Source organism: Rhodococcus olei, assembly GCF_039540555.1.
GTDB classification, from domain to species: Bacteria; Actinomycetota; Actinomycetes; order Mycobacteriales; family Mycobacteriaceae; genus Rhodococcus_G; species Rhodococcus_G olei.
This window is the reverse complement of sequence record NZ_BAABFB010000048.1, coordinates 97,101-109,139: the sequence shown is the minus strand read 5'-3', so window position 1 is coordinate 109,139 and position 12,039 is coordinate 97,101. Positions and strand designations below refer to the sequence as shown.

Sequence of the window (12,039 nt, the reverse complement as noted above, 5' to 3'; positions counted from 1 at the left end):
TCGTCGCAACCTGGACAAATGTCCTATGTTGACCGCATGACCCTCGCTCCCCCGCGCCTGAGCAGGTCGACCGTCGCCGGGTATTCGCTGGGTTCGGTCGGTACCGGCGGCTTCGCGACCCTGCCCGGGCTCGTGCTCGCCTACTACCTCACCGACACGCTCGCGGTGCCCGCGGTCGCCGCGAGCGTGGTGGTCTTCGCCCCGAAGGCGCTGGACGTGCTGGTCAACCCGTTGGTCGGGGCGCGCAGCGACGCCGCGGCCGCGCGGACGGGCACGCGCCGGCGGTTCCTGCTGCTCGGCGCACTCACGCTGCCGGTGTTCTTCGCCCTCACGTTCGCGGTGCCGGCCGGGCTGTCCACCGCGGCGAGCAGCCTGTGGGTCGGTGTCTCGTTCATCCTCGCGGCGATCGCGTTCGCACTGTTCCAGGTGCCGTACATCGCGCTGCCCGCCGAACTGACCGAGGACTATCACGAGCGCTCCCGCCTGATGTCGTGGCGGGTCGCGCTGCTCGGCGTCGCGATCCTGCTGTTCGGCGCGGGCGGGCCCGCGCTGCGCGAGATCGGCGGCGGGCGGACCGGGTACCTGGTGATGGGCGTCGTCGCGGGAGTGCTGCTCGGCGCGGGCATGTCGGCCGCCTGGGCGATCGCTCCCCGTGGTCCCGCGCGATCCGTCGCCGATTCCGGTGCCGCGCACGGGTTCGCCGACACCCTGGCCGCGGTGCGCGCGAGCGAGCCGTTCCGCGTGCTGCTTGCGACGTTCGCGCTGCAGGCGCTGGCGACCGGCACGATGCTCGGCGGCGCGCAGTACGTGGCGACGTATCTGCTGGACTCCGAGGGCGCGGTGTCGATCCTGTTCGCGGCGCTGGTCGGCCCCGCGGTCGCGGTGATGCCGCTGTGGATCCGCCTGGTGCGGGCGTGGGGGAAGCAGCGCGCGTTCCTGCTCGCCTCCTCCCTGTTCCTCGCCGCCACGCTCGCGCTGCTGGGACTGCTGGCCGGGGCCGGCCCGTGGATCTATCCGGTGGTCGCGGTCGCCGGCATCGGGTACGCGGGAATGCAGATGCTGCCGATGTCGATGCTGCCGGACGTGATCAGCGACCACGAGGAGCGGACCGGCGGGTCGGTGCGGGCCGGCGCGTTCAGCGGAGTGTGGACGGCGGCCGAGACCGTGGCGATGGCGCTCGGACCGGCACTGGTGCTGCTGATCCTCGCGGCGACCGGGTTCGTCTCGTCGGACGGCGACGACGTCGCCGCCCAGTCCCACACCGCTCTGACCGGCATCGCGTTGGCGTTCACCGCCGCACCGGCGCTTCTGGTCACGGTGAGCATGCTGGTTCTCCGCCGGTATCGGCTGGCGGCCGAGGAACGGAACAGGGGCTAGAGAATGCAGTTCGAACACTCCGCGCAGGAGATCCTGTCCCGGCTCGACGAGTTGCGGGCCGCCGACGCCCCGACGTCGGGTGGCCACCTGCTCTCGTACGTCTACGACCCCGGCGTCGCCGGCCTCGACGACCTCGCCGGGGCGGCGGCCCGAAAGGTCCAGTCGCTCAACGGTCTCGACCCGACCACGTTCCCGTCCGTCGCGACCCTCGAACGGGACCTGGTCGCGCTGGCGCGGTCGGTGCTCGCCGAGGGTGTCGACGGGGTGGTCGGATCGGTCACCAGCGGAGGCACCGAGAGCTGCCTGCTGGCGGTCAAGTCGGCCCGCGACTCCTGGCGCGCGGCGACCGGCCGCGACGACCGGCCCACCCTCGTGATCGGATCGACCGCGCACGCCGCGTTCGTCAAGGCCGCCCACTACCTGGACCTGCGACTGCGGGTGGTGCCGGTGGACCCGGACACCTGCCGGCTGCGGCCGGAGAGCGTCGCGGCCGCGCTCGACGAGTCGGTGGCGCTGGTGGTCGCGTCGACGCCGTCGTATCCGCACGGTGCGCTCGACCCCGTCGACGAGATCGCGGAAGTCTGCGCAGAGCAGGGTGTTCCGGTGCACGTGGACGGCTGCATCGGCGCCTGGGTGCTGCCGTGGTGGCCGGGTGCGGAGGACCGTCCCGCATGGGATCTGCGGGTGCCGGGGGTCGCGAGCCTGTCGGTGGACCTGCACAAGTACGGCTACGCCCCGAAGGGGGTGTCGGTGTTGCTGTACCGGGATCGGGATCGGCACCGCAGGCAGTGGTTCGCGACCAGCGCGTGGCCGGGATACGCGGTCGTGAACCCGACGATGCTGGGATCGCGGACGGTGATGCCGGTCGCGGCGGGTTGGGCGGTGTCCCGGGCGCTCGGCCGGTCCGGGTTCGCGGAGCTGACGGGGCGGATCGCGCGGGCTGCGGAGCAGCTACGGAAGTCCGTCGACGCCATCGACGGGCTGCGGGTGGTCGGCGACCCGGTCGGACCGCTGCTGGCGGTGGCGACCGACGAGGGCGCGGCTCCGGAAGGGCGGGTGGACCCGCACCGGTGGGCCGACGCGGTGAAGGACCTCGGCTGGACGCTGCAGCCGCAACCCGGCCGCACCCAGCCCGACGGCACTCGGCTGCCCCGCACGACGCACCTGACGATCACCCCGGTCACCGAGTCGGTGGTGGTCGAGCTCGCCGACGCGCTGACCGCGGCGGCGGACACCGTTCGGGCCGTGCCCGGCGCACAGGCCCCCGCCGACTTCGTCGCGGCCGCCCGGCAGATCCGGCCCGAGGACCTGACGAGCGAGAACTGCGCGGCCGTCCTGTCGATGGTCGGCCTCGACCCGGCGGCCGGCCTCGGCGGCCCGATGGCCGAGCTCCTCGCCCTGATCGAAGCCCTCCCCGAGCCCGTCGCCGAACGCCTGCTGGTCGAGTTCCTGGCCCGCTTCATGGACTGACGCGCGACGGCGCGACCGACCGTCCCGGCGCATGATGGTGGTGAGCACTACGTGGGGAGGCGTGATGGACACCGTGCTGCTGTTCCTGTTGGCCTGCGCCGTGTACTGGTGGTCGAACTGGTGACCGCTCAGCGCTGATCGACCCGGCACCGCGGGCACATCCCCCAGTACACGACCTCGGCCTCGTCGATGTCGAAGCCGTGGGTGTCGGAGGGGTCCAGGCAGGGTGCGTGGCCGACGGCGCAGTCGACGTCGGCGACGGTGCCGCATCCGCGGCACACCACGTGGTGGTGGTTGTCCCCGGTGCGGGTCTCGAACAGGGCCGGAGAGCCCGCGGGCTCGATGCGCCTCAGGAGCCCGGCCCCCACGCAGGCCTTGAGCACGTCGTAGACGGCCTGGGTGGACACCGATCCGAGTTCGACCCGAACGGCCGCGGTGATCCGGTCGGCATCGGCATGCGGCGCGGCGGCGACCGCGTTAAGGACTGCGACGCGCGGCGCGGTCACTCGCAGACCCGCATCGCGCAGCTGCATGCGCGGGTCCGGGTGGGTTCCGGCGTCTCGCATGCGCCCAGTATCGACCCCCTTTCTGGAACAGGTCAATAAAACCGGCCGGGGTGTCGCCCGAACCACACCGGAAACCCGCTAGGCTGCCGGGCGCGGTCGCCGACGATGCGACCACCGTGGCGGGTCGGGTCGTACCGAGGGGGCGAGTTCGTGGATCGTCGTGCGTTTCTCAGGAGCGTCGGGGGCGCCGCGCTGCTCGCGCCCGCCGTGCTGGGTCCGGCGGCGCTGACTCCACGCGACGCGGCCGCGTTGCCGGTCGGCCCGGACACCTACCGGCGGCTCGTTCCGGAGCTGTTCGCCGAGCCGCCGACCCCGCCGCCCCATTCGGAGGCGTTGGTCGTCGGGTCGGGCTTCGGCGCCAGCGTCGCCGCGCTGCGCCTCGCCGAGGCCGGTCTCGGGGTCACCGTGCTCGAACGCGGGCTGCGCTGGCCGCGGGATCCGTGGCGGGAGATCTTCACCACCGACATGCTCGCCGACGGCCGCGGCCTCCACCACCGCACGCGGTTCACGAACCCGACCGGGCTGCCGGTGGTCTGTGACGACTTCGCCGGAGTCCTCGACGTCACCGACTACCCCGGCCTGTCGGTGTGGCGCGGCGCCGCCGTCGGTGGTGGCTCGGTGGTGTTCACCGGCGTGATGATCGCGCCCGAACGGCACCTGTTCGAGCAGGCCTTCGGCCGTCGACTCGACTACGCCGAAATGGCGGCGACCTGGTATCCGCGGGTCCGGCAGTACCTGCGGCTGTCCCCGCTCCCGGACGACCTCTACGCCGCGCCGGAGTTCGCGCACTCGCGACGGTGGGACGCCGACGCGATCGCGGCCGGTCACCGGCCCCAACGGGTGGACGGGATCTGGAACTGGGACGTGGTCCGGGCCGAACGCGCCGGCCGGTCCCGCCGCTCCGCGCTCGCCGCGGAATCCACGCTGGGCAACTCGAACGGCGCGAAGTACGACCTCACGCAGAACTACATCCCCGCCGCGGAGGCGACCGGGCGGGCGACGATCTGCCACGGTCACACGGTGCGCGCGATCGGCCGGGAACGCGACGGCCGCTACTGGGTGCAGGTCGACCGCCGCGACCCGTTCGGCGCCGTCGTCGCGAGCTCGACGCTGACCTGCGACCGGCTGGTGCTCGGCGCCGGGTCGGTCGGCACCACGGAGCTGTTGGTGCAGGCGCAGGCCACCGGCACGCTGCCCGACCTGAACGAGCACGTCGGCCACGGCTGGGGCACCAACGGCGACGCGGCGATGGTGCGCAGTTTCGCGTTGACCGACGGACTGTTCGGCGATCAGGCCGCACCGTGCGCGTCGCGGATCGTCGACGAGACCGGCCTGCCGGTGAGCCTCGAGAACTGGTACGCGGCCGGTGTCGCGAAGGATGTCGGCGTGCTCGCCTCGCTGGGCATGACGATGGACCCGACCCGGGCGTCCTTCGAGTACGACGCGGCGGCCGGGCGGGCGATGCTGCGGTGGCCGGCCGGCGGAGGACGCGCGTCGGCGGACGCGCTGCGGTCGGTGCAGAACGCGATGGCCGCGGCCGGCGGCACCGTGGCCGGGCTGGCTCCGCTGGCCGCCGACGTGGACGTCTCGTTCACCGCCCACCCGCTCGGCGGGGCCGTGCTCGGAGACGCCACCGACGGGCACGGTCGCGTGCACGGCTACCGCGGCCTGTACGTCGTCGACGGCGCGCTGATCCCCGGCAGCACCGGCACGGCCAACCCGTCGCTGACGATCACCGCGCTGGCCGAACGAAACCTGTCCCGGATCGTCGCCGACGGCGGCTGACCGCGACGAGGTGGGCCGCCCGGTTCCGCGGGCGGCCCACCTCGGTCGGTGCTCAGGCGTCGAGCGCGGCGAGCGCCTTCGCGACACCCTCCCCGTACGCGGGGTCGCACTTGGTGCAGTTGTCGATGTGCCGCTTGATGATCTGCGGGTCCACACCGTGGATGTTGCGGGCGGTGTTCTCGAACAGCGCCTGCTTCTGCTCGGCGTTCATGTTGTTGAACAGCGCCCGCGGCTGCGAGTAGTAGTCGTCGTCGTCCGCGCGGTGGTCGAAGTGGTCGGCGACCGCACCGACGGCCAGCGCCGGCTCCCGGTACTGCGGCTGCTCCTGCCAGCGGCCGTACGAGTTGGGTTCGTAGTGCAGCGCGGACCCCATGTTGCCGTCCACCCGCATCGCGCCGTCGCGGTGGAAGTTGCTCACCGGACACCGCGGCGCGTTGACCGGGATCTGGAAGTTGTTGACCCCCAAGCGGTACCGCTGCGCGTCACCGTACGAGAACAGCCGGCCCTGCAGCATCCGGTCCGGCGAGAAGCTGATGCCGGGTACGACGTGCGCGGGGTTGAACGCGGCCTGCTCGACCTCGGCGAAGTAGTTGTCGGGATTGCGGTTGAGTTCCCATTCGCCGACCTCGATCAGCGGGTAGTCGCCCTTCGGCCACACCTTCGTCAGGTCGAACGGGTGGTACGGCACCTTCTGGGCGTCGGCCTCCGGCATGATCTGCACCATCAGCTTCCACTTCGGGAACTCGCCGCGCTCGATCGCCTCGTAGAGGTCGCGCTGGTGACTCTCCCGGTCCCGGCCGACCAGCTCGGCGGCCTCGGCGTCGGTGAGGTTCTCGATCCCCTGCTGGCAGCGGTGGTGGAACTTGACCCAGAACCGCTCACCGGCTGCGTTGACGAAACTGAAAGTGTGCGAACCGAATCCGTGCATGTTCCGATACGACGCCGGGATGCCTCGGTCGCTCATCACGATCGTCACCTGGTGCAGCGCCTCGGGAAGGTTGCTCCAGAAGTCCCAGTTGTTGTTGGCGCTGCGCATGTTGGTGCGCGGGTCACGCTTGACCGCGTGGTTGAGGTCCGGGAACTTGAGCGGATCACGGAAGAAGAAGACCGGCGTGTTGTTGCCGACGAGGTCCCAGTTGCCTTCCTCGGTGTAGAACTTCACCGCGAAGCCGCGGATGTCGCGTTCGGCGTCGGCCGCGCCCCGCTCCCCGGCGACGGTGGAGAACCGGGCGAACAGCTCGGTCTTCTTGCCGACCTCGGAGAAGATCTTCGCCGAGGTGTACTTCGTGATGTCGTTCGTGACGGTGAAGGTGCCGTAGGCGCCGGATCCCTTGGCGTGCATGCGCCGTTCGGGGATGACCTCACGGTCGAAGTGAGCGAGCTTCTCCAGGAACCAGACGTCCTGCAGCAGTTGCGGCCCGCGCGGTCCGGCGGTGGCGACGTTCTGGTTGTCGGGGACCGGTGCACCGACTGCGGTGGTCAGCTTCGCGTCGGTGGACTTCGGGTCGGCAGTGCTCATGGAGTGATCCCTTCGCTTCTCTCCGCGCATCCGCGGCGTTCGGTCGGACCTCGGTTGAACCCCGGTGACAGTTCCGGCGCGACGCTCGCGAGTCGCGCCGGAACCCGGGTACCGCCACCACTGCAACACCCATTCTGGAATTAGTCAAGAATAGGTGGTGGGTGTGTCGGCGGCCGACCACCCACCACCGTGTCGTGCGCTATTCGCGGGACAGCATCGCGGCGGCCTGCCGCTCCAGGTCCACGTACGGCTCCCCGCTGACGTCGACGACCACGCGGTTCAGCGAGCCCCCGGTGAACGCCCACGGCGCGGCGCCCGCGTAGTCGCGGGTGACCGGGTCGCCGGCGCTGCGACCGACGGTCAGGCCGGCGCCGGCGAGCCCGAACGGCCCGGGCTGGGTCCGGATGCGGCCCTCGCCGACCTTGCGGTCGCCGTGGTAGAGACACAGCAGTCCGTGGGCGGTGCCGGGCGGGTCCTCCCCGTCCTTGTCGAACGAGGCCGCCAGGATCAGGCGTTCACCGGTCGGCAGGTCCTCGGTCGCGTCGACCCGCTGCTCCTCGCTGCCGAGGAAGTTGTAGACGTAGTGCAGCCGGTTGTCCTTCAGATAGAGGGCATGGCCGCCGAACCGGCCGCCCTGCGACAGCAGCACCCCGGTCGCACCGGCAGCGGGCAGATCGACCAGCGCGCCGAGGGAGTACGACCGGTTGCGCAGGCTGACCGCGACCGTCTCGGGCACCTCGGCGCGACCCGGACGGTACACGTAGCGGTTGCGCGCAGGCGCGAGCCGCGGGCGCGGGGTCGCGAGGATCTCGATCGGCGAGCGATCGTCGAGCGGGAACGCCCGGTTGGCGCCGGCCTCGTGGAACCAGAGCCCGACCAGCTCGGCCAGCCGCCCGGGTTCCGCGGCGGCGAGGTCGTGGAGCTCGGTGCGATCGGTGTCGGTGTGGTACAGCTCCCAGGTGTCCTCCGGGAAATGCGCCCACCCGCTGATCGCCGGGTGCGTGGTCACCGCCTTCCAGCCGTCGTGCCAGATCCCCCGGGTGCCGAGCATCGAATAGAACTGCGTGTGCCGGGCCGTCGGGATGCGGGCGGTGTCGAAGCTGTAGTGCATGCTCACCCCCTGCAGCGGGTGCTGGGTGTAGCCCTTGACCGTGTCCGGGAGTTCGACGCCGAGGCAGTCGAGCAGGGTCGGCACCAGGTCGATCGCGTGGTGATACTGGTCGCGGGTCTCGCCCCGCGCCATGATGCCGTTCGGCCAGGAGATGATGCAGGGATCGCAGGTGCCGCCGTTGAACGAGTAGCGCTTCCACATCTTGAACGGGGTGTTGAACGCCATCGCCCACCCGTTCGGATAATGGTTGTACGTCGCGGTGCTGCCCAGCTCGTCGAGCATCCGCATGTTCTCGGCCAGGTCGTCGGGCACGCCGTTGAAGAGCTTGTTCTCGTTGACCGACCCGTTCGGGCCGCCCTCGCCGCTCGCACCGTTGTCGGAGACCAGCACGACGATGGTGTTGTCCAGCTGGTCGATCTCCTCGAGGTAGCGGAGCAGCCGGCCGATCTGGTCGTCGCAGTGCGACAGGAAACCCGCGTACACCTCCGCCATCCGGGCGAACAGCCGCTGCTCGTCCGGGGACAGCGTCGCCCACGGCCGGGTGTAGTCCAGCGGCGGGAACGGCTGCCCGTCGGGACCGGTGCGGGACTCGGGGGTGCCGATCGGGTTGAGCGGCGGCAGCGCACAGTCCTCCGGCACCAGGCCGATCTCCTTCTGGCGGGCGAGGATCCGCTCGCGCATCACCTCGTAGCCGGCGTCGAACGCGCCGCGATAGCGGTCCGCCCACTCGCGCGGCACCTGATGCGGAGCGTGCGCGCAGCCCGGCGCGTAGTACAGGAACACCGGCCGCTCCGGGGCGATCGCCTTCACGTCGTCGATGAATTCGATTGCCTTGTCGGTGATGTCGACGCCGAAGTGATAGCCCTGCTCCGGCGTCGTGGGCTGCTCGACCGGATGGTTGTCGTGCACCAGGTCCGGGTACCACTGGCTGGTCTCCGCGCCGAGGAACCCGTAGAAGCGCTCGAAACCGCGGCCGACCGGCCAGTTCGCCTTCGTCGAGGCGAGGTTCATCTCGTCCGCGGCGCACAGGTGCCACTTGCCGACCATGGCCGTGCTGAACCCGCGTTCGACCAGGATCTCGGCGAGGGTGGCGCACTCCGGGGGAACGTGGCCGTTCGCGCCGGGAAAGCCGATCGCGGCCTCGCTGATGCAGGCCATTCCGTTGGTGGTGTGGTTGCGTCCGGTGAGCAGGCAGGAACGGGTCGGCGAGCACAACGCGGTGGTGTGCCACTGGCTGTAGCGCAACCCGGCGGCCGCGATCCTGTCGATGTTGGGGGTCTCGACGGGTCCGCCGTAACAGCTCAGCGCGCCGAAACCCACGTCGTCGAGCACGATGTACAGCACGTTCGGTGAGCCCGGGGGCGCCTTCGGCTGCTCGTACGGCCCCCAGTCGGGCACCGAGTCGCGGATGTCGAGGTTGACGATGCCCCGGAATGGACTGGCCATGTTCTCTCCTCCTCGGAAAGCCCCCGCCCCGAGTACCAGCGAACCACCGCCGCCACGGCCGGACCAGGGCACTGAGCCGGGCTAAGCACTCCGGGGTGTGACCACGACTCACCTCCCTCGGATGACCCGCAACCGGCGCAGATCGGCTTGACTGGTTGTCGTGAAGTCCACGAAGTTGTCGGTCGCCCTGGCGAAGGAAGCACTCGAGGTCCGGAGGCAATCCGCCGAGGGGTGGATGCGGCACACCGCTCCCGGACGGACGGTGGCACGCGTGATCCGGGGGATCATCGACATCGAGCTGGCCGACCGGTCGATGACCCTCGCCGCGCAGGAATTCACGTCGGTGCTGCCGGTGATCATCCTCGCCGGAACGGTCCGGAACTTCGATGGGGTGTCGGAGTCGCTCACCGACCAGCTGGGCATCGATCCGCGCGCCCTGACCACGATCACCGAGACGACCGCCAACGCCGTCGATTCCAGCCGCCCGACGTTCGCGGCGTTCGGTGTCGTCGGCGTGTTCATGGTGCTGCTCAGCGGCACCTCCTTCGCCCGAGCCCTGGGCCGGGTGTACGGGAAGGTCTGGGGGGTGCCTGCGCTGTCGGTGCGCGGCTGGTGGCGGTGGATCGCGGTGCTGATGGCGGTCGCCAGCGCGGTCGGGATGCTCGGCCGGGTTCGCTCGCTGTCCTCGGTGGACTGGGTGGGTCCGCCCCTGGCGGTGCTGGGCGAGGCACTGGTCTGGTTCCTGCTCTGGGCCACGGTGCCCTATCTGCTCACCGAGGGCCGGCTCGCCGGGCGGGTGCTGTGGGCGACGGCCGGACTCACCGCCGCCGGGCTGACGGCGGTCGGTCTCGCCGGCGTCGTCTACCTGCCGATGGCGAGCACGTCCGCAGCGGGCAAGTTCGGCGAGCTCGGGCTCGTCTTCACGACGATCACCTGGATGTTCATCCAGTCCGGTGTCGTGGTGGCGGCGACCGTGATCATCAAGGCACTGGCCGTCGACGAGGGCATCGCCGGCCGCCTGCTGCGCGGACCGACACCCGAGGTGGTGGCGGCCGAGGCCGAAGCGGCCGAGGTCGGGGAGGCAGAGGTCGGGGAGGCGGCGCACGACGACGATCCGCCGGCGACGGACCTCGCTCCCGGCACCCTTCACCGGGCGGACCGAACAGGCTAGCGTGTCGACCATGACCGATGTCGGTGCACGGTTCGCTCCCGGTGCCGCGGTGACCGAGACGCAGCGACTCCTCGATCACGGCGCGACGGAGGAGGCCGCGGTCCTGCTCGCCGCGACGACGACGGCCGCGCCCGACACGGAACTGGAACTCTGGCAGGGGTTGACGCTGCTCGTCGAGGGCCTGACGCAGGTCTCGCGACGCGACCCCGGAGCGGCCGTGTCCCTGCGCCGCGGCGCCGAACTGCTCGGCGCGTTCGACAGCGCCCCACCGCACGCCCTCGACGTCACCGGGCTCGTCGGCTGGGCCGAGCACCTGATCGACGAACTGGGCGACCCCGCCGCCCCCGCGTTCCCGGCGCAGCCCCCGGTCCCCCGCCTCCGGCTGCCCTGACCCCGAGACCCGTCGGGTCGGCCCCGGAAGTTCCGTGATGTCACATCGGGGGTCGTCACGTGACCCGCTGTGACCCCGGAAACGACAGTTCCCCAATGCCACATCCGGTCACTCGAGGTGGCCCGATGTGGCATTGGGGAACGGTGAAGAAGCGAGTGCCAGCGGTCAGCCGACGAGCAGCTCCGCGATCTGGATGGTGTTCAGCGCGGCGCCCTTGCGCAGGTTGTCGCCGCACACGAACAGGGCCAGTCCGCGGCCGCCGGGGACGCCCGGGTCCTGACGGATGCGGCCGACCAGGGACGGGTCGCTGCCCGCGGCGGCCAGCGGGGTCGGGACCTCGACCAGCTCGACACCCGGGGCGTCGGCGAGCAGTTCCTTCGCCCGCTCCACCGAGAGCGGGTTGCCGAACTCCGCGTTGATCGACAGCGAGTGCCCGGTGAACACCGGTACCCGGACACACGTGCCACTGACAAGCAGGTCCGGGATGCCGAGGATCTTGCGGGACTCGTTGCGCAGCTTCTGGTCCTCGTCGGTCTCGCCGCTGCCGTCCTCGACCAGCGAGCCGGCCAGCGGGACGACGTCGAACGCGATCGGCGCGACGTACTTCTTCGGCTCCGGGAAGGCGACCGCGGAACCGTCGTGCACGAGCTTCTCCGCCTCGTCGACGACCGCGCGCACCTGGGTGGCGAGTTCTTCGACACCGGCGAGGCCGCTGCCGGAGACCGCCTGGTAGCTGGAGACGATCAGACGCTGCAGCCCGGCCTCGTCGTGCAGCACCTTGAGCACCGGCATCGCGGCCATCGTGGTGCAGTTCGGGTTGGCGATGATGCCCTTCGGCGGGTTCTTCGCCTCCTCGGGGTTGACCTCGCTGACGACGAGCGGGACCTCGGGGTCCTTGCGCCACGCCGACGAGTTGTCGATGACGGTGGCACCGGCCGCGGCGAACCGCGGGGCCTGCGCGCGCGACAGGGTGGCGCCGGCGGAGAACAGGGCGATGTCGATGCCCTTCAGGTCCTCGTCGGACACGGCGGCGGCGTCCTCGACGACGATGTCCTGGCCGCGGAACGGCAGCGTGGTGCCCGCCGACCGAGCCGAGGCGAAGAACCGGACCTTGTCGGCGGGGAAGTTGCGCTCCTCGAGCAGGGCGCGCATGACGGCGCCGACCTGTCCGGTCGCGCCGACGACGGCGAGTGTCAGAGCCAT

The 12,039-nt window shown here is 71.1% G+C and carries 9 protein-coding genes; 5 read left to right on the top strand and 4 right to left on the bottom strand.

From position 1 onward, the window contains the following. Window positions 1-36 precede the first annotated feature (36 nt). Window positions 37-1,377 (top strand): MFS transporter, encoded by a 1,341-nt coding sequence (locus tag ABD951_RS15195; RefSeq protein WP_345346276.1) that lies wholly within the window; start codon window positions 37-39, stop codon window positions 1,375-1,377. 3 nt (window positions 1,378-1,380) lie between these two features. Then, window positions 1,381-2,847: a pyridoxal phosphate-dependent decarboxylase family protein gene (locus ABD951_RS15190; RefSeq protein ID WP_345346273.1), complete on the top strand. Its 1,467-nt coding sequence runs from the start codon at window positions 1,381-1,383 to the stop codon at window positions 2,845-2,847. Between the two features lie 128 nt (window positions 2,848-2,975). On the opposite strand, the gene ABD951_RS15185 is transcribed toward ABD951_RS15190, so the two are convergent. After that, the gene (locus tag ABD951_RS15185) at window positions 2,976-3,413 is read right to left on the bottom strand and encodes a Fur family transcriptional regulator (protein ID WP_345346270.1); all 438 of its coding nucleotides are present in this window, start codon (window positions 3,411-3,413) and stop codon (window positions 2,976-2,978) included. A gap of 150 nt (window positions 3,414-3,563) precedes the next feature. Between ABD951_RS15185 and ABD951_RS15180 the strand changes: the two genes are divergently transcribed. Then, on the top strand, window positions 3,564-5,198 hold the full coding sequence (locus ABD951_RS15180) for a GMC oxidoreductase (RefSeq protein WP_345346267.1): 1,635 nt from the start codon (window positions 3,564-3,566) through the stop codon (window positions 5,196-5,198). Between the two features lie 52 nt (window positions 5,199-5,250). Here ABD951_RS15180 and ABD951_RS15175 read toward each other — a convergent pair whose 3' ends face one another. Next, a complete protein-coding gene (locus ABD951_RS15175) occupies window positions 5,251-6,717 on the bottom strand; it encodes a catalase (RefSeq protein WP_345346264.1) in 1,467 nt (488 codons plus the stop codon). A 199-nt stretch (window positions 6,718-6,916) separates the two neighbouring features. Then, a complete protein-coding gene (locus ABD951_RS15170) occupies window positions 6,917-9,274 on the bottom strand; it encodes an arylsulfatase (protein WP_345346261.1) in 2,358 nt (785 codons plus the stop codon). Between the two features lie 160 nt (window positions 9,275-9,434). On the opposite strand from ABD951_RS15170, the gene ABD951_RS15165 reads away from it, so the two are divergent. Beyond that, window positions 9,435-10,445 carry a hypothetical protein gene (locus tag ABD951_RS15165; RefSeq protein ID WP_345346258.1) on the top strand — a complete coding sequence of 337 codons (1,011 nt, stop codon included), beginning with the start codon at window positions 9,435-9,437 and terminating at the stop codon, window positions 10,443-10,445. A gap of 10 nt (window positions 10,446-10,455) precedes the next feature. After that, window positions 10,456-10,836 carry a DUF309 domain-containing protein gene (locus ABD951_RS15160; RefSeq protein WP_345346255.1) on the top strand — a complete coding sequence of 127 codons (381 nt, stop codon included), beginning with the start codon at window positions 10,456-10,458 and terminating at the stop codon, window positions 10,834-10,836. Window positions 10,837-11,001: 165 nt separating this feature from the next. Here ABD951_RS15160 and ABD951_RS15155 read toward each other — a convergent pair whose 3' ends face one another. Continuing rightward, window positions 11,002-12,039 (bottom strand): aspartate-semialdehyde dehydrogenase, encoded by a 1,038-nt coding sequence (locus tag ABD951_RS15155; protein ID WP_345346252.1) that lies wholly within the window; start codon window positions 12,037-12,039, stop codon window positions 11,002-11,004.